22 protein-coding genes are annotated in these 20,252 nt (G+C 42.3%); 4 read left to right on the top strand and 18 right to left on the bottom strand.

Going from position 1 to position 20,252, the window contains the following annotated elements; all coding sequences use genetic code 11:
- Nucleotides 1–77: 77 nt before the first annotated feature.
- Nucleotides 78–1,451 (top strand): FAD-dependent oxidoreductase, encoded by a 1,374-nt coding sequence (locus FQ087_RS15755; protein ID WP_149581559.1) that lies wholly within the window; start codon nucleotides 78–80, stop codon nucleotides 1,449–1,451.
- Nucleotides 1,452–1,500: 49 nt separating this feature from the next.
- A complete protein-coding gene (locus FQ087_RS15760) occupies nucleotides 1,501–2,286 on the top strand; it encodes an AAA family ATPase (protein ID WP_149581560.1) in 786 nt (261 codons plus the stop codon).
- A gap of 123 nt (nucleotides 2,287–2,409) precedes the next feature.
- Here FQ087_RS15760 and FQ087_RS15765 read toward each other — a convergent pair whose 3' ends face one another.
- Together FQ087_RS15765 and FQ087_RS15770 are read right to left on the bottom strand one after the other, a co-directional pair.
- On the bottom strand, nucleotides 2,410–3,336 hold the full coding sequence (locus FQ087_RS15765) for a manganese-dependent inorganic pyrophosphatase (protein ID WP_149581561.1): 927 nt from the start codon (nucleotides 3,334–3,336) through the stop codon (nucleotides 2,410–2,412).
- Between the two features lie 39 nt (nucleotides 3,337–3,375).
- On the bottom strand, nucleotides 3,376–3,819 hold the full coding sequence (locus FQ087_RS15770; protein WP_149581562.1) for an RrF2 family transcriptional regulator: 444 nt from the start codon (nucleotides 3,817–3,819) through the stop codon (nucleotides 3,376–3,378).
- Between the two features lie 162 nt (nucleotides 3,820–3,981).
- Here FQ087_RS15770 and hmpA point away from each other — a divergent pair, with 162 nt between their 5' ends.
- Nucleotides 3,982–5,169, top strand: coding sequence for an NO-inducible flavohemoprotein (gene hmpA, locus FQ087_RS15775; RefSeq protein ID WP_149581563.1), 1,188 nt, complete (start codon nucleotides 3,982–3,984; stop codon nucleotides 5,167–5,169).
- 27 nt (nucleotides 5,170–5,196) lie between these two features.
- Here the strand turns inward: hmpA and FQ087_RS15780 are convergent, their stop codons facing one another.
- From FQ087_RS15780 to FQ087_RS15795, 4 genes are all read right to left on the bottom strand, one after another.
- Complete coding sequence (locus FQ087_RS15780) at nucleotides 5,197–5,997, bottom strand: alpha/beta fold hydrolase (protein WP_149581564.1); 801 nt, start codon at nucleotides 5,995–5,997, stop codon at nucleotides 5,197–5,199.
- Nucleotides 5,998–6,188: 191 nt separating this feature from the next.
- Nucleotides 6,189–7,247 carry a YkvI family membrane protein gene (locus FQ087_RS15785; protein ID WP_149581565.1) on the bottom strand — a complete coding sequence of 353 codons (1,059 nt, stop codon included), beginning with the start codon at nucleotides 7,245–7,247 and terminating at the stop codon, nucleotides 6,189–6,191.
- A gap of 176 nt (nucleotides 7,248–7,423) precedes the next feature.
- Nucleotides 7,424–7,939 carry a type 1 glutamine amidotransferase domain-containing protein gene (locus tag FQ087_RS15790; RefSeq protein WP_149581566.1) on the bottom strand — a complete coding sequence of 172 codons (516 nt, stop codon included), beginning with the start codon at nucleotides 7,937–7,939 and terminating at the stop codon, nucleotides 7,424–7,426.
- Nucleotides 7,940–8,003: 64 nt separating this feature from the next.
- On the bottom strand, nucleotides 8,004–8,597 hold the full coding sequence (locus FQ087_RS15795; RefSeq protein ID WP_149581567.1) for a DNA-3-methyladenine glycosylase: 594 nt from the start codon (nucleotides 8,595–8,597) through the stop codon (nucleotides 8,004–8,006).
- Between the two features lie 93 nt (nucleotides 8,598–8,690).
- On the opposite strand from FQ087_RS15795, the gene FQ087_RS15800 reads away from it, so the two are divergent.
- Nucleotides 8,691–8,981: a nucleotide pyrophosphohydrolase gene (locus FQ087_RS15800; RefSeq protein ID WP_149581568.1), complete on the top strand. Its 291-nt coding sequence runs from the start codon at nucleotides 8,691–8,693 to the stop codon at nucleotides 8,979–8,981.
- A 289-nt stretch (nucleotides 8,982–9,270) separates the two neighbouring features.
- On the opposite strand, the gene FQ087_RS15805 is transcribed toward FQ087_RS15800, so the two are convergent.
- From FQ087_RS15805 to FQ087_RS15860, 12 genes are all read right to left on the bottom strand, one after another.
- Nucleotides 9,271–10,161, bottom strand: a complete 891-nt coding sequence (locus FQ087_RS15805; protein ID WP_149581569.1) for a glycine betaine ABC transporter substrate-binding protein — start codon at nucleotides 10,159–10,161, stop codon at nucleotides 9,271–9,273.
- A 14-nt stretch (nucleotides 10,162–10,175) separates the two neighbouring features.
- Nucleotides 10,176–10,814: an ABC transporter permease gene (locus FQ087_RS15810; protein WP_149581950.1), complete on the bottom strand. Its 639-nt coding sequence runs from the start codon at nucleotides 10,812–10,814 to the stop codon at nucleotides 10,176–10,178.
- A complete protein-coding gene (locus tag FQ087_RS15815) occupies nucleotides 10,811–11,779 on the bottom strand; it encodes an ABC transporter ATP-binding protein (protein WP_149581570.1) in 969 nt (322 codons plus the stop codon). Before FQ087_RS15815 ends, FQ087_RS15810 begins: the two co-directional genes overlap by 4 nt.
- An 11-nt stretch (nucleotides 11,780–11,790) precedes the next feature.
- A complete protein-coding gene (locus FQ087_RS15820; protein ID WP_149581571.1) occupies nucleotides 11,791–12,318 on the bottom strand; it encodes a P-loop NTPase family protein in 528 nt (175 codons plus the stop codon).
- Nucleotides 12,318–12,965, bottom strand: a complete 648-nt coding sequence (locus FQ087_RS15825; protein WP_149581572.1) for a uracil-DNA glycosylase — start codon at nucleotides 12,963–12,965, stop codon at nucleotides 12,318–12,320. Before FQ087_RS15825 ends, FQ087_RS15820 begins: the two co-directional genes overlap by 1 nt.
- Before the next feature lie 141 nt (nucleotides 12,966–13,106).
- Entirely contained in the window at nucleotides 13,107–13,448 is a 342-nt protein-coding gene (locus FQ087_RS15830) for a DUF6054 family protein (RefSeq protein WP_149581573.1), read from the bottom strand.
- Nucleotides 13,449–14,026: 578 nt separating this feature from the next.
- Entirely contained in the window at nucleotides 14,027–15,169 is a 1,143-nt protein-coding gene (locus tag FQ087_RS15835; RefSeq protein WP_149581951.1) for an MFS transporter, read from the bottom strand.
- A gap of 152 nt (nucleotides 15,170–15,321) precedes the next feature.
- On the bottom strand, nucleotides 15,322–16,131 hold the full coding sequence (gene zupT, locus FQ087_RS15840) for a zinc transporter ZupT (protein WP_149581574.1): 810 nt from the start codon (nucleotides 16,129–16,131) through the stop codon (nucleotides 15,322–15,324).
- A gap of 441 nt (nucleotides 16,132–16,572) precedes the next feature.
- Entirely contained in the window at nucleotides 16,573–17,535 is a 963-nt protein-coding gene (locus tag FQ087_RS15845) for a siderophore ABC transporter substrate-binding protein (protein WP_149581575.1), read from the bottom strand.
- A 44-nt stretch (nucleotides 17,536–17,579) separates the two neighbouring features.
- Entirely contained in the window at nucleotides 17,580–18,341 is a 762-nt protein-coding gene (locus FQ087_RS15850) for an iron ABC transporter ATP-binding protein (protein WP_149581576.1), read from the bottom strand.
- Nucleotides 18,338–19,288, bottom strand: a complete 951-nt coding sequence (locus FQ087_RS15855) for an iron chelate uptake ABC transporter family permease subunit (RefSeq protein ID WP_149581577.1) — start codon at nucleotides 19,286–19,288, stop codon at nucleotides 18,338–18,340. The genes FQ087_RS15850 and FQ087_RS15855 overlap by 4 nt, the downstream gene beginning before the upstream one ends.
- Nucleotides 19,281–20,231 (bottom strand): ABC transporter permease, encoded by a 951-nt coding sequence (locus tag FQ087_RS15860; protein ID WP_149581578.1) that lies wholly within the window; start codon nucleotides 20,229–20,231, stop codon nucleotides 19,281–19,283. Before FQ087_RS15860 ends, FQ087_RS15855 begins: the two co-directional genes overlap by 8 nt.
- Between the last annotated feature and the right edge of the window lie 21 nt (nucleotides 20,232–20,252).

The raw sequence follows: 20,252 nt of genomic DNA on the forward strand, positions 1-20,252 counted from the left end.
CATTTTAAATTCAATCAAAGAAGGGAACAATGAATATGCTTACTACTATTTCAAGCAGACTTGACGGAGGTTATTTTATGTCCAATTCATTATGGCTTAGTACTGCATATCCACGTGATCCATTTCCTCAACTTGACGGTGATGTCCAATGTGACGTTTGTATCGTTGGAGGAGGCCTAAGTGGAATTGCCAATGCCTATTTTTTAGCTAAGGAAGGGAAAGACGTTATCCTTCTTGAGAAAGACACCATCCTTGGTGGCGCGACAGGTAACTCAACAGGAAAACTGACTGCCCAACATGATATTGTTTACGCAAAATTACTGAAACAATTTGGACGAGACAATGCAAAATTGTATTTTGAAGTGAATGAGGAAGCCGTTCAATTCGGAAGGTCCATTGCAATAAAGGATGAATTAAGAGCTGCAGACTCCATTCTTTATTCTCAATCAAAACTTGGCACTGATATACTCCGTTACGAAATGAACGCATACACTGAACTTGGTATCCCCGGCGAACTTGGACGGAACTCTGAATTACCGCTCCAAATTGACGCAACGATTACCTTAAAAGACGAAAGTCAGATTCATCCTGTACGATTCGGACAGCATCTTGCACAACTTGCGGTCGAAGCGGGTGCTCGTATTTATGAACAATCAGATGTTATCTTAATGGATTTGAAAAAGCGTCTGCTTTCCATGAAATCAGGACATGAAGTCCAATTCACTGAACTCGTATTATGTACACACTATCCAATTGAAGCACTGCGTGGGTTACAAATCATGAAATTATCTGTCGATCGTTCCTATATCGTTGCAGCAGAAGGAGATATGCCACTCCGCGGACAATATATTGCAGTCGATGAACCAAAGAGGTCGATCCGGACAGCACAAATTGATGGGAAAACGTTTTTCCTGTTGTCTGGAGAAAGCCATCGAGCAGGAATGGAAAGTGATACACAAGTGCATTACAACCGACTTTACACGGACTTGCAGGAGTTATATAACCTTTCCACTCTGACGCACGGCTGGTCCGCACAAGACCCTCAGACTCCAGATTTAATACCGTACGCAGGAATTATTTCTTCTAGCATGCCTTACGTCTATTTGAGTACGGGGTACCGAAAATGGGGATTATCGAACTCAATGGCTGGCGCACGGATTATCAGTGATTTAATTGTCGGAAAAGAGAACCGCGCTTCGACACTTTATTCGCCTGATCGAACCGGATTTGGTTCATTTTTATTGCAGGCCTTGAAAAATACTGGACTTGTCTTAAAAGAGTTCACTGGTGGTCATATAACTCGTACAGACTCCCCTATTTGTACACATATGGGATGTCGAACGAGATGGAATGCTGGCGATGAAACATGGGATTGCCCTTGCCACGGCTCACGTTTCCGAAAAGACGGATCCGTCCTCGAAGGTCCTGCAACAAAGCCGCTGAATTTGTAATATAACGCGACACCCTTTTCAGGTATACTGTCGAAAAGGGGTGTTTGGAATGACTTTAAGGGAAATTCGACGCGTCCGGTGGTCTGATGAAGATCGCTATCCATTTAATCCTGACGTCATTCAAAATTTCAAATCGCTGACATTGAAAGCTCCGGTGACAATTATTGCTGGGGACAATGGAAGCGGCAAGACGACATTGCTTGAAGGGATTGCAGCAGCAGCCGGGAGCACGTTAATCAGTGGAGAACATATGAAATTTGACCATTCTCTTTCCCCAGCTTTCGAACTTGCAGATGAATTGAAGCTTATTTGGTCAGTAAAAACAGGCAATGGTTTCTTTTTCAGAGCGTCTGACTTTGTTACATATATACGAAGTATCGCCAACATCCGTGAAGAAGCTAGGGTAACAATGGAAGAAATCAGGAAGCGTGATCCAAATAGCCTTGAAGTGTTACCTTATGCCAGAACCTATTATGAATTACGTGATTTATACGGAGAAGGCCTTGAAAAGCGTTCTCACGGAGAAAGTTTTCTCGACTTGTTCCAAGCTCGGTTCCGTCCTGACGGCTTTTATATACTGGATGAGCCTGAGGCACCTTTGTCGCCAAATAGACAGCTGACCCTGCTTGCGATTCTCCATGATATGGTTGCCGAGGGGGCTCGATTCCTTATTTCTACCCACTCACCAATTCTTATGGCATACCCCGGTGCGGATTTATATGAGATTCAAGAGGGAGAACTTGTGAATGTATCATTCGATGAAGTTGGACATGTCAGCATGACAAAAGACTTTTTGAATGACCCGGAAAGGTATTTACGCCATTTGTTTAAGTGATTGAATTGGATTAAGTGCATGTGGTTAGTGCGTTGTGGATTATAATAATTAGTCCCGGATACCATTCACAATTAAAACAAAAAAGTTGCAATCCACTTTACGCGGACTGCAACCTCTTCCTAGTCATTTCAATGCTTCAGTTAACACTGGAACAATTTGCATCTTACGGGAGACGACACCTTTCAATATTGCCGTGTTGTTCACGAGGGTAACATTGAATGCTGCGCTAGCGCGCCCTGCTTCTTTACCGAGAGCTAACACGATTGAATCATTGTTCAATATGTCAGTTACGACAAACAAAAACAGGTCGAGTCCTTTTTCAGCAATGACACGGTATAAAAGGTCTTCCAAATCTGCTTGACGGTGCATTACGTCATTAATGTCAATTGCATTCACTTGTGCAATTTCAATCTTAACTTCATTGATACCAAATTCTTTCGCATCAAGTTTTACAAGGTCTTCGAGCGTTTTATTACTTAAATCTGCACCAGCTTTCAACATAGCCAGTCCATACTCTTGTACATCCACGCCTGTGATAGCAATCAATTCTTCCACTGCAGCGCGATCTTGGTCTGTATATGTCGGCGACTTGAACAATAGAGAATCCGAAATGAGTGCAGAAAGCATAAGCCCAGCAATATTTTTCGGAATCTCAACACCATTTTCTTTATATAATTTGTTTAAAATCGTTGCCGTACACCCTACAGGCTCTGCACGATAATAAAGAGGATCGTTCGTTACAAAGTTAGCAATCCTGTGGTGATCCACAACTTCGATTACTTGCACATCATCGATATCAACCACACTTTGTTGCTTCTCATTATGGTCAACGAGAATAACTTTTGTTACTTCCGTCGCAGCTTTCTCGATAAGACGCGGCGCTTCAAAACCAAAGAAGTCAAGCGCATAAGCCGTTTCATTCGTTACATCACCGAGTCGAACTGCTTCTGCGTTCATTCCCAATTGCTGCTTTAGATACGCATAACTGATTGCCGACGAAATTGAATCGGTATCAGGATTTTGATGTCCAAAAACAAAAACTTTTTCCATGAAAATAGCCCCCTGCATTTTATATTCATTTTCATTTTATCATAATGGGCGGTCAAACAAAATCGCTTTGAGTTCATCTTTATTAATGATAAAATCCGCCACAGTGTAGTTATCCAAAACTGCTAAATAAGCATTCAATGCTTCGTGTAATATACCTTTTAGTCGACAGACCGGTGAAAGAATACAACTGTTCGATTCGGAATTAAAACATTCAACAAGATGAAAATCGTCTTCCGTCATCCGAACAAGCTCTCCAACATTGATGTTTTTAGGTTCCACTTTCATCCTGATACCGCCACCACGGCCCCGTATCGTTTCGATTAACCCCATCTTACCAAGCTCGTGCACTACTTTCGTCAAATGATTTCTCGAAATATTGTATGTGTCTGAGATTTCCTGAACCGTCGATAATTTCCCTGGCTCTTTCGCCCCTAGATAAATTAAAACACGCAACGAAAAATCTGTGTACATCGTTAGACGCATAATTTCACCGCACTTTCAAATACTATTATAACGTTTGTGGCAATTGCGTGAAAGAAATGTGGCTAACTTTCTAACACTCTTTAAAGATGCATTATAAATATATCTTTAATCTTTTTTTTAGTTTAAGGTTAAGTTAACAACTATGAGGGGTCGTGCTTAACCATGTTATCAGAAGAAACCATTGCCATTATCAAATCAACAGTTCCAGTATTGGAGCAACACGGAAAAACAATTACAACAGTGTTTTATAAAAATTTGTTCGAGGCTCACCCTGAACTTTTGAATATCTTCAACCACGTCAATCAAGCCCAAGGACGTCAACAAAACGCACTTGCAGGACTGGTTTACGCAGCTGCTGCAAATATCGACAACCTCGGCGCTGTTTTACCTGCTGTCGTTCAAGTTGCACACAAACACAAATCACTCAACATTACACCAGAACAATACCCAATCGTCGGTCACCATTTATTAGGCGCTATTAAAGAAGTATTAGGTGAAGCTGCAACTCCTGAAATTATTGGTGCTTGGGGAGAAGCTTACGAAGTAATTGCAGGCGTTTTCATCAGTATCGAAAAAGAGATGTACGCTAAAGCTGAGGAAATGGACGGCGGCTGGAAAACATTCAAGGACTTCGAGATTGCCGATAAAGTAGTTGAGAGCGATGTCATTACATCATTCTATTTAAAACCTGTCGATGGTAAAAAGTTACCTTCATACAAACCGGGTCAATACATCACATTACGCGTTACAATCCCTGGTGAAGAATATATCTTGAACCGTCAATACAGCTTGTCACAAGCACCAACAGGTGAGTCTTACCGTATTTCTGTTAAACGCGAGGATGAAATCACACCGAACGGAAAAATGTCCGTTAACCTTCATAATGCAATGAATGTCGGCGATACAGTTGGAGTTAGTGTTCCTGCCGGTGTATTCCATCTTGATACAGAAAGCAATAATCCAGTGACACTTATCAGCGGCGGTGTTGGTATTACGCCAATGATGAGCATGTTTGATTCAATTGCCAAAAACACACCAGAACGGTCAGTTGCATTCCTACATTCGGCACGTACGCGTAAACACCAAGCATTCGATGCAAAATTACGTACGTTGAGTGAATCCATGCCTACTTCCACATATGCCGTGCTTTATTCAGAAGAAGGAGATGGCTTCATCAACCGCGACTTCCTTGCCGCTAACGTCATTAAAGGTAGTGACATCTACGTTTGTGGACCAACGCCTTTCATGCAGGCCGTCATTAAAGATCTATATGCAATAGGTATTTCAAAAGAAAAAATAAACTTCGAATTCTTTGGACCTGCTGAAGAATTGGAGCTTGCAAACGTATAACGTTAAGTTATTTATAAAGAAAAGCCGTCATCCCAGTTGGATGGCGGCTTTTCTTTGTTCGATTTTAGCTATATAATCAATGGCTATCTTATTGAATACTTCCGGTTGGTCGATATTGCAGACATGTCCGGACTTTTCTATTTTAATGAATTCAAATCCTTTATTTTTACGGACAACTTCTTCAATTGGCGGGATGAATAGATAATCTTCCTCACCCATCAAGAATAATGTTGGAATGGCCGTTGTTGATGCTTGTAAGCGGGTTAAGTATGGATTGATAAGCTTAGTAAGGGAAAACCATTTGATGAATTCCTTCTGGTACACCTTTTTAGCTTCGTTGACGAAAGCCATTCGCGATTCTTCATGCTGTTTACGTGGCATAATAATATAAGCAAATAATCTATAAAGGAGCATATAAGGGACAAAACGCTTTACTGTACGCCCTCCCCATAATAATAACTTTGTTCGAATATCAAAACGAATAATCGCCCCACCAAGAATGAGTGAGTTTATACGTTCTGGGAAGTTATCTGCCATTGTCTGCGCGACGATTGTACCGAGTGACATACCGATAACATGCGTTTCTTTTATGCCGACTTCGTCTAGCACTTCAATTACTTCCTTTGATATATCCGTAAATGAATCCCCTTTTTTCCACATTCCGCCAGCAGATTGTCCGTGCCCCCGAAGGTCAATTAAGAGAACATTATGCTGTTTCCTAAATTCCCGGATTTGCTTGAACCAGACAGAAGAACTCCCGCCCGCGCCATGTATGAATGTCACCCAAGGGGTTGTCGGGCTAATTTCGTAAGTTCGATAGTGAAGCAAGCTGTTCACCCTTCCAAGTTAACTATGTCTATTAAACCATTTTTTATGGAATCAATTCAACCCAAATGCGTGTTCAATCTCTCTACACTCTTAAGAATCGACTTCTTTTCGACACAAAATTCGATAGAAAAACAGGGACAGTCATCGAAGCTAGGCTTCGTGGCCGTCCCTGTTTGCGTTCTGAAATAACCTTATCTCCTAACCTTTGCAGGAAGTTTGAACGATGCGTAAATAAGAGCCCCAACAAGGAACAAACCAATGTATCCGATAAGCGGATAAAAATAAGCGACAAGATTCTTAAAGCCGACGAAGCTCAAGCAGAACCCAATTATCAGTGTGATGAACACAAAACCTTTAAATTTCTTCGTACCAATTGGAATGAAACGTGCGCCGAAAGCGTAGAACATACTAACAGCTGTATTGAAAATCATACCGTATAATATGAACGCCATGAAAGTAGCGAGTATAGGCGAAATATCGTTCATAATTGCTAACATCGGCAAATCGGAATCGGCAGCAATATCGATACGCGAGAAGATTGCCAAATGGCTTAACAAGATTAGGATCCCGAGACTAAGTCCTCCGACAAATCCACCCCACGCTGCTGTTTTCTCGTTTTTCTCCGCTCCGCCCATAACAAGTGCCATCGAAGCACCTACCGCAATGTTGAACGACACATAGTTAATTGACGAGATGAACCAATTCGGTAGCGTCGTAGGTACTTTAGTCGCGACCGAATCGAGCGCCGTAAATGTTGCATCACCCATCGTCGCTAAACAGTAGACCGATACACCAATGACCGAAATGATTAAAAATGGTGTAATGCTGCCAATGACACCAACCACTTTGTCGACATTGAGTAATATGGTTAAGAAAACAAGAACAACCATTAATAAACTACCAACGAATGGCGGTAAACCAAACTGTTGGTTCAAATTGGAACCTGCTCCCGCTATCATAACGGCCCCAACTCCAAATAATGTGAAAATAATTATGTAATCGACAATTACCCCTAAATAACGACCACTTATTTTGTAAATGACTTCTTTATGTGATGTGGTTCGCATACGGCTTCCGAGTCGCGTGAGCGTCATTCCGAGATACGCGAACAATGCTGTCGAAATAATTGCTCCTGCAATACCTAGGAGCCCAAAACTTGTGAAATATTGTAGAATTTCTTGTCCGGAAGCAAATCCTGCTCCAACAATAATTCCGATGAAAGCGCTCCCCATTTTAATTATATTTTTCATGATGCCCTCCCATTATTTCACCGTACTAAAAGTCATAAATCCCACTAATTAATCTGAATTTTAAAATTTACCGTTGTGTCATTCTTCTAACTTATCACTCTTGCGGAACCTTTTCAACAAAAAAAAGACCAGTTACCTGGCCTTTCTCTAAAATCATACTATTTTCAAAGTACTATTTACTTTTCAAGAAGTTTTAGTGATTCACGATTAAACGCTGGTATGTCATCAGGTGTACGGCTTGTGACGAGCTGATTTTGACACACGACAACTTCTTTGTCCGCATATTTGACACCGGCATTTTCCATGTCAACTTTTATCGATTTAAAACCCGTTGCATCTCTTCCTTCGAGGGTTTTAGCTGTAATTAAAAGCTGAGGACCATGACAGATTGCAAATACTGGTTTTTTATCATCCATGAACGACTTCACAAATTGCACAAAGCGTTCGTCTGCACGTAACTGATCCGGTGAGAATCCTCCAGGTATAAATAATGCATCATAGTCTTCTGGTTTTACATCGTCGATACCGTAATCCGTCTTAACTTTTGCATTACCTTGCTTCCCGGTCACTTCTACACCTGCTGATTTTTCAATTGTTACTACTTCATGCCCAGCATCCTTGAATGCTTTTGCTGGCTCCATGTACTCTGAGTCTTCGAATAGATTCGTGATTAAAGTCGCTATTTTAGCCAATTAAAATACACTCCCTTTTTGTAAATACTCTCTCTTCTATTCCCCAACTTGGCGACAACTAAACTTATGGTCGATATTTTGAAACATAAGGATTGTCTTTTTCATAGAAACGCCAAGGATAATGAACCGCTTCCCCGGAATTCCCAATTCCCACCCGAGGACCCGTTATAATTTCCGCCGGTACAGCACCCTCTGCAATGAATAACGGCCTCTCTGTCCAATGATGACCGTAATACTGCATGGTTACACCAAGTGCTTTCGTTAATTTACCTGGGCCATTTGTCCAATCCTTCATTTTCAAATGAGCTCCACGATTTTCCTTCATCCGTTCAAATCCGGTCACCGGTTCCGCAGCCCGAATCAGAATTGCATGTGGCGTTCCCACTGCTCCACCTACAACATTCATCAGGGTATGTGTATGCATTTGATACGTATAGACGAGCCCTGCAAGTCCAAACATTACTTCTGTCCGCTTCGTTCGCCGATTGTCAAAACTATGTGCTGCTTGATCCTCAGGGCCTTGATATGCTTCCGTTTCCACAATACGGACTACAATAGTTCCTTCCAGCAGCTCATGAACAATATATTGTCCAATCAACTTTTTAGCCAATTCAAGTACAGGCGCATCAAAAAACGATTTATCTATAGGTGTATACATGGTATTCTTCCTCCACTTCATTATCACTATGTCCTAGAATCACAACTTCAAATACCGTATACTCAAGAAAACAGTCGATGGGATGAGATAACTATGCAAAGACTACAAACTGAAATACGTGAATTCACGAAAGCGCGTAATTGGGGTGGAAATCACGACGCTCGAAATCTCGCAATTTCAATTTCATTGGAAGCAAGTGAGCTACTGGAACACTTCCAATGGAAATCTGGTGAGGAAGCAGTCGCTCATAACAAGCAAGAAATCGTGGATGAGGCAGCCGACGTATTTATTTATCTATTACAATTCGCGGATCTTCTTGGCGTTGATTTGGAAGAAGCTGCACGCGCTAAGATGAAGAAGAATGCCGTAAAATATCCTGTATGAATTAAGTAAACCGTCCCCAATCTTGCGGGAACGGTTTTTTTAAAAAAGGAAAAGTATACATTTTTCAACCTGGAGCAACGTCCACCTCTAACAGGGAGGGATAGAACTAGATCCCTCCTATTTTCCGGATCTACCAAGGCGCTTCTAGACTCCAGCGCTTTTCTTTACTGTCTAGACTCCAGGCGCCAATCCCTCGGGTCATAAGCCACTTTGCTGTGGGGGCTTGAAGTACGCCTCCTCGCAAATCGTCTTATGCCTGTCGGGGCAGGGCGGCGCCTTACGCTTTTCTTTATTCCTTAATTAACCCTTTTTCTATTAAAAATGCGAGGGCAACGTCTTCTGGTTTCTCTTTGTCCAAATCAACGCGGGCATTCATTTTCAACATATCTTCTTCCGTAATTTTTCCTGCTAAGCTATTCAGCACTTTTTCAAGATCAGGAAACTTCTTCAATGTCTCCTGGCGCACGACTGGTGCCGCATCATATTTCGGGAAAAACCCTAGATCATCTTCCGTTGTTGCTAGTTCAAACATCTGGATACGGCTATCTGTCGTGAATGCTGGAATAACATCAACATCTCCATTCTTCACCGCTTCATACATAACATTCGGATCCAGACTCTTTGTATCTTTAAATGTGAACGGATAGGTAATCACCATATCATCATAACCATCACCTTTTCGTTCATAAAAGGCATGCGGTGCACCGAAAACCATCTCTTCCTCATTTGAAAGCGCGGCTAGATCGGAATACGTTTTTGCAGTGTATTTTTTATCCTTTGAGAAGGCCAATGTATAGCCATTTTCAAAACCTAATGGCTCCAACCAAGTCACTTTGAATTTATCTTCATAGCCCTTTTTCACACGCGCAAAAACGCTTTCAGAACTCTCTCCAGCTTTCGATTCTTCTTTCAAAACGTCTTTTAAACCCGTTCCAGTATACTCTACGTAAAGATCGATATCGCCTTTTTCAAGTGCAGGCGTCATGATTGCTACTTCACCTAAACCATCTTTATACTTCACTTTATAATCCGTTTGTGACTCAATATATTGACCTAAAATATATGGCAGTATAAATTGCTCTGTCCATGGCTTTCCACTAATGACAATTTCATCTTTCCCACCGCATGCACTAAGTAACAGTGTCAATGACAGCAACATAATCCCCAAACCTTTTTTCATCTTTTTTCCCCCTATCAATTTTGTACGCCTTTTGGTGTTACCTTCTTCTCTACCCATTTTAAGATAAAGTCAAAAGCAATGGCGAGTAGTGCAACTGGCAGCGCTCCCGCAAGAACAAGCGCATTGTTATAGGATTGCAAACCTCTATAAATAACATCCCCCAGCCCGCCTGCTCCGACGAAAGTTGCAAGTGTGGCAATGCCGACCGTCAGCACAGTCGCCGTCCGGATACCTGCCATGATGACAGGCAAGGCAATCGGAAACTCGATTTTCTTCAAAATTTGATTGGGGGTCATCCCCATTCCGCGTCCCGCTTCGACAATCGCTTCATCGACACCTGTAAGACCCGCATATGTATTGCGCACAATTGGCAACAGTGCGTAAATAATAAGCGCAATAAGTGCGGTCTTTGAGCCTATTCCGATGAGCGGAACAAGAAAACCAAACAATGCAAGACTTGGTATTGTCTGTAATATCGCAGCTACACCAATGATCGGCTCTGCAAAACGACGATGACGAGCAACCAACATCCCAGTTGGTAAAGCTATGAGTATCCCGATGGCAAGCGCTACAAAAGACAGAAAAATATGTTGAAGAAAAGCTTCTGTAATCATGTCTGAACGACTGGTCACTGTCTCGATAAAGTTCTTCATGACTTCACCCATTTCCCGTTATCCATTGAAGCTTGCAATAGAGAATGATGGCCAATATAACCTATCACAACTCCATCTTCAGCTACGGCAAGACGGCTGGCGGGATTAGCATCTAGGACAGTAATTGCTTCATCAACTGTCAGCTCCGAAGTCACTTCCCTTACTTCACCTGTCCATGCTTCATCAAAGAATTTTGCGAACTCTTTAATAGATCTCTGACCGAAATTACGCTGTCTGTCTATCCGTTCAATTCCGATAAATTCACGAACAAAATCGGTCGCTTGTTTTTCAATTAATTGAGCAGGTGATGACATCTGCTCAATTTGGCCGTCCCGCATGATAATAATGACATCCGCAATGTCGAGGGCTTCATCCATATCGTGCGTTACAAACACAATCGTCTTTTTGATTTTCTTCTGCAGCTTCTTCAATTCCTTCTGTAGCTGTTCACGGCTGATTGGATCGAGTGCCGAAAAGGGTTCATCCATTAAAATAATGTTCGGATCACTAGCAAGCGCCCGACTTACGCCGACCCGCTGCTGTTGACCGCCTGAGAGTTCAAATGGATAGCGTTTCTTAAACACAGCCGGGTCGAGATCCACCATATCAAGCAGTTCATCGACACGGGCAGCAATTTTTTCTTTATCCCACTTGAGCAATTCGGGGACAAGCGCGATATTGTCTTCAATCGTCATATGAGGAATGAGACCAATTCGCTGAATGACATAGCCGATTGAGCGGCGTAACTCCACTTCATCTCGTTCAGAAATTGACAACTCATCGATATAAACGTCACCTTCTGTCGATACTTCCAGCCGATTAATCATCCGCATAAGTGTCGTCTTTCCACAGCCGGAAGGACCTATTATAGCCGTCAATTTATGTGTAGGGATTGTTACTGAAACACCTTTCAGCGCTTCAGTACCATCCGCAAAACGTTTCGTTACATTATCAAAGCGGATCATAAAACCCCTCCTTATGCATTTCGTTGCGGTGAAGAATCCAGCCATCTTTCAACTTCAACCGATGTCTTCAGCAGTACAACATCCGCTTTAGCTTTCTGCAAGATTTCTAAAACCCCCGGTCGAGCGTCCTTCGGATAGCGCCAAATCCAACGGACAAACTTCATATCAATCTTTTCGGGACACCCTTGTGCCATATCTGGACGTGTCTGTCCCCTGTAGCTCCAAAATCTTTTCGTTACTCTGGATAGACAAAGCCAGTTCGGGAAATCAAGGAAGATTATCAAATCTGCATAGTGCGCTCTCATTTCAAGTGAAGAATCGAAGTTTCCATCTACAATCCATTCAGGCTGCGTTATCACGTCTTTCAGCAACTTACGGAATTCCTGTTTCGGCGTGGGCATCCACCCTTCATTCCAATAAAGAACGTCAAGATGATGCAAAGGCAATCCCCACCTCATAGCAAGCTTACGAGACAGAGTCGATTTCCCAGCACCACTGCACCCGATAATCAGTACTTTTTTATGCTGAATCGCTTCCACTAGTTCATCCCCCCCAATATACGGCCAATCTCCAACCAATCTGCATCTAGTGAGGGTCTATGCGACGGTCTATAAAAGATAGACGCAGGATGAAATGTTGGTACAATCTTATACACCTTTTTTGTCCAATTAAATGTGGTATCGTCTAGTTCATTTAAATATTGAATAGGTCGCTCCACTAGTTGCCCGTGGAGTTTTGTCACCTTAGCCTCTTTACCTAACAACCGCTGTAATCCGACGTTTCCGAGAGTAACAATCAGTTTTGGCTCAATGTTTGCTAGTTCATAATCAAGCACAGGTGCATGAGCCAAAATTTCTGTCGTCTTTGGGGGCCGATTGTATTTTCGTTCCGTAGTCGTTCCGTCACGGTTATTTTTCTTCCCCCATCTATATGGCCTGCTGCGGACCGCACTTGTAATGTAAACATCTTCACGCGTTAAACCGATTGTCGAAAGTGACTTCATCAGTTCCTTCCCCGCACGGCCAATAAAGGGAATGCCATCAATCAATTCGAATTCTCCAGGTGCTTCACCGATTAACATCAGCTCCGGTTTTTTGGGACCTTCTCCGTAAAGGAATCCCTCCACAGGAAAACCTTCTATCCGTTCCCGGCCAAGATTCGCAATCGATTCAGGTATACGGAACATCTGAGCACCCCTCTCTTCTATTGTCATTTTAACAAAATAGGCCTTTCCAACAAAAGGAAAGCCTCTGAACTTTGTTGCTATTAGCATTCTGCGGTAGTTCTCTCTGGCAAAGCGTTGATTTGTTTGAGCCAATCCTTCAATTTACCACACTATGTACGAGCCCAATGCAGATTCCACACTGTTTGCAAAATCTTTTCCCGCACCCCAATCAAAGCGCATGAATACCCCCTCTGAACTGCCTGATGCGACCGCATGGACTTTCGTTTGCCCTCCAAAGTTATCGGTTGTCACAGTAAGCGACGCACGATTGCTGGACCTCATATAATATTTTTCCAACACGATGACATGGACTTCCTGTTCGCCAAGCTGCCTTACATATCGATCGACGAGCGTTCCACTAATATTTCCCCTAATTACGTATGACTCAATAACATCCGTTGCCGCCGCTGGTGAAATAGTTACAGTAAATTCACGTACTGACATATTCTCATCCCCCTTTTATCCTTACCCTCTTTTACCGAACAATAACGGTGGAAGTTTCAACTGATCAACAAGAAAAGCGTAAGGCGCCGCCCAGCCCCGACATGCATAAGACGGTTTGCGAGGAGGCGTACTTCAGCCCCCACAGCAAATTGGCTTATGACCCGAGGGGCTAGCGCCTGGAGTCTAGACAGCAAGAAAAGCGCAAGCGCCTTGGTAGACCCGAAAAGCGCTGGAGGGCCTTAAGATAAAGGCGCATTTTGCCTTTATCTTAAGGACTGAAGCGACTCGAGGGGCTAGGCGCTGGAGTCTAGACAACAAGAAAAGCGTAAGGCGCCGCCCAACCCCGACAGGCATAAGACGGTTTGCGAGGAGGCGTACTTCAGCCCCCACAGCAAATTGGCTTATGACCCGAGGGGCTAGCGCCTGGAGTCTAGACAACAAGAAAAGCGCAAGCGCCTTGGTAGACCCGAAAAGTAGTCGTGAAATCTCAATGTTGAAGCTTATCCATAGTACGTGATTTTATAGTTTCTTAATCTATAAAAAAGGCCCACCCTCATTATAAGAGGCAGGCCCATCATTCATTCCAACTCCGTCTGTTTCGTTTCTGTTCCTAAAAAGACAACGGCTATCACACCGATAATAATTGCGCCACAGAAGATACCGAAAATCAAACCGAATCCGTATCCTGCCGCAAGAAGTGTACCGATAAGTAACGGTCCGAATATACCTCCAATACGACCAACTGCTGCCGCCATTCCAGACCCTGTTGCTCGGATTGCAGTCGGATATTGTTCTGGCGAATACGCGTACAAAGCTCCCCAAGCACCTAAGTTAAAGAATGATAACAATGCACCTGAAATGAGAAGCAATGGAAGTGTTTCCGCATTACCAAAGAACAATGCACTTGCTGCAGTTCCAAGAAGGTATGTGGCAAGGACGAATTTCCGGCCTGCTCTCTCGATTAACCAAGCGGCCGAAAAATAGCCTGGCAATTGTGCAAGCGTCATAATAAGAACGTATTTGAAGCTATGAATCAAATCAAAGCCCTTTATTACCATGACACTCGGCAACCATAGAAACATGCCATAATACGAAAACACCACCGTGAACCAGACTATCCAAAGCATAAGTGTTCGTCGTGCATACTTTTTCGACCATAGTGTTTTAATCTTTTCTACTGCTGACTGTTTCGGTTTGCCATCCAACTCAAACTTCGGCGAATCCGGTAATCTACGCCTGAGATAGATGGCATAAAATGCCGGTAACGCAGTAATAATTAACGCAAGTCTCCAACCATAGTTCGGAATAACAAAGTAGGCGATGATTGCGGCGATCAACCAGCCCGCTGCCCAGAAACTTTCAAGGAGAACGACAACACGTCCCCGTTCATGAGCCTCAACACTTTCAGAGACCAATGTCGACGCAACTGGCAACTCGCCGCCAAGCCCTGCACCAACAAAAAAACGGAGGATTAGAAAGGCAGTAAGCGTCATCGTCAACGCAGATAACCCGCTAGCCACAGAGAACAGGACAAGCGTCATCATAAATACGTTCTTCCTTCCGATTTTATCCGCAAGCATTCCAAATCCTAATGCACCAACCGCCATACCAATCGAGTTGACGCTACCTATCCAGCCCATCTGAGACGGTGTCAAATGCCACTCTACTGCAAGAGCGGCGATAACGAACGACAGAATTCCGACGTCCATAGCATCGAACATCCAGCCAGTCCCCGCCAGCACTAATAATTTATTTCGAGAAATTTCCTGTTTCTTTTTTTCCACAATGTGTCTACCCCTTGTTATGTAGTGTCTACCGAAGTGTCTTTACACCTGTCAGTATACCCCACACACCTGAAACACACAAAAGTTTTTTACACGACAAGTACGAGACTGACAGCCATTACGGCCATTCCCGCCATAAATCCGTAGACCGACAAATGCGCTTCACCATATTCCCGAGCTGCTGGAAGTAATTCATCGATTGAAATGAACACCATAATACCTGCAACAGCAGCAAAGATAACGCCGAACATAATCCCGTTCAAATAAGGCATTAAAATAAGATAGGCCACAACCGCTCCTACTGGTTCTGCCAATCCAGAAAGAAACGACAACTTGAATGCCTGCTTACGATTACCCGTCGCGAAATAAATTGGCACAGCGACAGCAATCCCTTCTGGAATGTTATGTATTGCAACTGCGATAGCAATGGCGATTCCCAGTGTAGGGTCTTCAAGCGCCGAAGTAAATGTTGCAATTCCCTCCGGAAAATTGTGAATGGCAATAGCAAGGGCCGTAAACATGCCCATTTGTTTCAACTTCGCATATTCTTCATTCGTCGGACCTGCATTCACGTTCTCAACACTCTTCACTTCATGCGGATTCCCAATTGCGGGTATCAGACGATCGATAATTGCAATCAATAGGATTCCGCCAAAAAATCCTGCAATAGTAGCCCAATAGCCGTTAGTAAGACCAAGTTCTAATACAAGTGCATCTTTAGCTTTCACAAATATTTCAACAAGTGATACGTAAATCATTACACCCGCTGAAAATCCGAGAGCTATCGAGAGGAACTTTGTATTTGTCCTTTTCGTAAAAAATGCAAGTAAGCTACCAATTCCTGTTGCAAGTCCTGCAAAAAGAGTGAGGGCGAATGCAAATAGTATATTTCCATCCATATATACATCTTCTTTCTATTTTCTAAGTTAGAACTATTGTATGCTAAGAGTTTCCCTAACTCAACATCCGACCTAAAATAATTTCATGGCTAAAAGCGATACGTTAGTTTATCAATAGTATTCCCTCATTATCTTGCCTCGTAAACACACCCATTTTACTAGTTGTAAATGTATGCGATCTACTTACAATATGTACTTATTCCAACTTCAACTCTGTAATAGATAGAGCCAGCTGGACAACTTCCTCAATCGTTTCCACTTTTACTGTAATCGTCTTCCACCACACTTCAATTCGAACTCCCGTTTCACTCTAGCATATTCATCTTATCACATTTTTCACCATTTTCTATTACTATACTTAGTATTTCGATATTCACTTGCTGTAAATAGGCAAAAAAATAGAGCCAGTTCACTTTTCAGTGAATCGGCTCTATTTATTAGTTACATTGCAGCTTCAATTTCTTTGATCATTTCTTTCATAGATAGAAGCCCGCCGCCTGAAAGATACCAGTAATCAGGATCTAGGTAAAAGATTTTACCGTTTTTATAAGCGTTTGTTTTCATAACAAGTTCGTTTTCAATTGAATCTTTCGCACTTGCATCACCACCAACCGCTGCATCACGGTCTATAACGAATAGTGTATCCGGGTTTGTTTCAAGGATATATTCGAATGTGATACTTTGACCATGCGTTGAAACTTCAAGATTTTCATCAGCAGCTTTAAAGCCAAATACATCATGGATGATACCGAAACGTGAATTCAATCCATATGCAGACACTTTTCCTTCGTTTCCAAGAACAATCAATGCTTTGTCATCATTGCTAGCTGTTTTTTCAGTAATAGCAGCAATTTTCGAATCGATATCAGCAAGTTCTGCTTTCATTTCATCTTCTTTACCGAATATTTCTGCAACCATGTTCATATTACCTGTAAATGACTCCATGTATTTTGTTGTATCCACTCCAACATAGATCGTTGGTGCAATTTCACTTAATTCTTTATACATTGAAGATTGACGACCCGAGATGAAGATAACATCCGGCTTCATTGCATGAATCGCTTCAAAATCAGGCTCTTTTAGACTTCCCAGGTTCGCATACTTTTCGTCCTCATATTTTGACAAATATGAAGGGATATTCGATTGTGGAAGACCCGCTACTTCAATACCAAGTTCATCCAACGTGTCAAGCATACCAAAGTCGAATACAACGACTTTCTCAGGGTTTTTCGTAATTGTTGTTTCACCTAGTTCGTGCTTAATTGTAATTTCTTCTGATTCTACAGTTTCTGCTTCTTTATCGCTGCCAGTCGTTTTCTCAGTAGTTTTTTCATCATTTGTTCCGCAAGCTACTAGTAGAGCCATTAACGCAAACATCATCAATGTGATTAACATTTTCTTCATCATAATCATCCTTTTCGATTTAATATAATTTCAAGCTTTTCCTATTAAGAGTTGAAGTACACACATATGCGGCAATCCGCCATTTGTTTAATGGGAATATCCATGTCATAGATATCTTTTAATGCATCAGAAGTAATAATTTCTTCGGTCGGGCCATCTTTGACGACACGGCCTTCTTTCAACGCAACAATGCGGTCCGAATAAACGGATGCAAAGTTAATATCATGTAGAACGATGACAACTGTTTTACCAAGATCGTCAACGAGCCTTCTCAATATCTTCATGATTTGGACCGAGTGTTTCATATCCAGACTATTAAGCGGCTCATCTAGCAGAATATAATCCGTATCCTGCGCGATAACCATTGCGATGAACGCACGCTGACGCTGACCTCCCGATAATTCATCAAGATAGTCATGCTGCATACCCATTAGATCCATATACTCCATTGCCTGGTCAACAAATCCTACATCTTCCGCAGACAGTCTTCCTCTCGAATGTGGGAAGCGACCGAATGACACAAGTTCACGGATTGTCAGACGGACATTCATAAAGTTCGATTGTTTCAGAATGGATACCCTTTTGGAAAACTCATTGGATTTCATCTTTTTAACATCATCTTTATCAACCAGCACTTCACCCGTATCTGCATCCAACAGACGACTTACCATTGAAAGGAGCGTTGATTTACCCGCACCATTTGGCCCGATGAAAGATGTAATCTTACCGCGGTGGATATTAACATTGACTTTTTCAACGACCGCTTTTTTACCATAAAACTTTGAAAGTTCACGGACTTGGATCATTTAGCTCGACTCTCCTTTAATAGTAAGTAGATGAAGTAAACGCCACCGATGAAGTTAATAATGACGCTAAGTGTCGTCGAAAACGTGAAGACTCGCTCGACAACCCATTGTCCACCAACAAGGGCGATAATACTCATGATAGACGCACCCGCAATTAAGACGGTATGCTTATATGTTTTGAAAAACTGATAGGACAAATTCGCGACGATCAACCCGAAAAAGGTGATTGGACCAACAAGTGCAGTCGATACAGCGATTAATACAGCTGATAGAACCAGCATCGTTTTAACGACTTTATCGTAGGACACGCCCAAGTTAATGGCAGTATCTCTACCTAGCGACAGCACATCGAGTTCGTTAAAATATTTCCAACCAACGATAAGGCAAATCGCAACAATTCCAAATGCCAACCAGACGAGTTCTCCGCTGACATTATTGAAACTTGCAAACATCTTATCTTGTACATTCATGAATTCATTTGGATCAATGAGTACTTGCAGAAATGTTGAGATACTTCCAAAAAATGTCCCTACAATGATTCCTACAAGAAGCAAGAAGTAAATCGGCTGTTTGCCTCCGCGGAATAAAAACTTGTAGAGAATCAGCGCAAATATGACCATTGAAGCAACCGATAGCATGAAATTCACATGTTTATTGACAATAGCCATATGTCCTGAACCGAGGAAAAAAATAAGAGCGGTCTGCAACAATAAGTACAGTGAATCCAATCCCATAATGCTCGGTGTCAAAATACGGTTATGTGTAATTGTTTGGAAAATAACTGTCGAATACGCGATTGCGACCCCCGTAATGGCCATCGCCAGTACTTTGATGCCCCGGCGCGGTAATGCGTAGTCGAAACTTCCGTTTAATCCTTGGAAAAGATACAGAATACAGAAGAAAGCGGCAAATACAGTTAGAATGATAAGTTTAGTTGAATTACGCATAAGCCTTCCTCCTAAACAATAAGAAGAGGAATATTCCGCTGCCAATAACGCCTACCATCAAACTGATTGAAATCTCATACGGATAGATCAGCACTCTACCTAAAATGTCACAGATAAGCAGGAATATCGCGCCTAGCAGGGCTGTATGAGGCAATGTCTTCTGTAAATGATCTCCTTTAAAGATAGAAACGATATTTGGAATGATCAATCCAAGGAAGGGAATCATTCCAACCGTCAAGACGACAGTCGTGGTAATAAGCGCAACAAGGACAAGTCCGATATTGACGATTCGCCTATAAGCAAGACCGAGGTTTTTCGAAAAATCCTCACCCATTCCCGCAACCGTAAAACGGTTTGCATACAAATAAGTGATGATTAGCACGGGAATGCTTATGTATAGAAGTTCATAACGCCCTTTCATAATCATCGAAAAATCGCCTTGTAACCATGCCGACATATTTTGGATAACGTTCGCTTTGTAAGCAAAAAACGTTGTAATTGAAGACAAAATATTGCCGAACATAAGCCCGACGAGTGGAATGAAAATCGCATCCTTGAATTTAATACGGTCAAGAATTTGCATAAACAGTAGCGTGCCGGCAAGCGCGAATACAAATGCGACAATCATCTTTTCAATCGTTGATGCGTTTGTGAAAAACAGCATCGATACAAGAATCCCGAGCCGTGTCGCATCCAAAGTACCTGCTGTCGTTGGCGAAACAAATTTATTCCTGCTCAGCTGCTGCATAATGAGACCTGCGATACTCATCCCTGCTCCTGCAAGGAGAATTGCGACGAGTCGCGGCAGACGGCTAATTAGGAAAATCTCGGTTTCTTCCGACTTAAAATCAAGCAGAGCCATTGGTGTGATATGACTCACTCCCACAAATAACGATAGGAATGAGAGACTGATGAGTGCGATGATTAAGTAACGTATCTTCATGAAGAAGCCTCGATATCGATT

The organism is Sporosarcina sp. ANT_H38 (genome assembly GCF_008369195.1).
Classification (GTDB): Bacteria; Bacillota; Bacilli; order Bacillales_A; family Planococcaceae; genus Sporosarcina.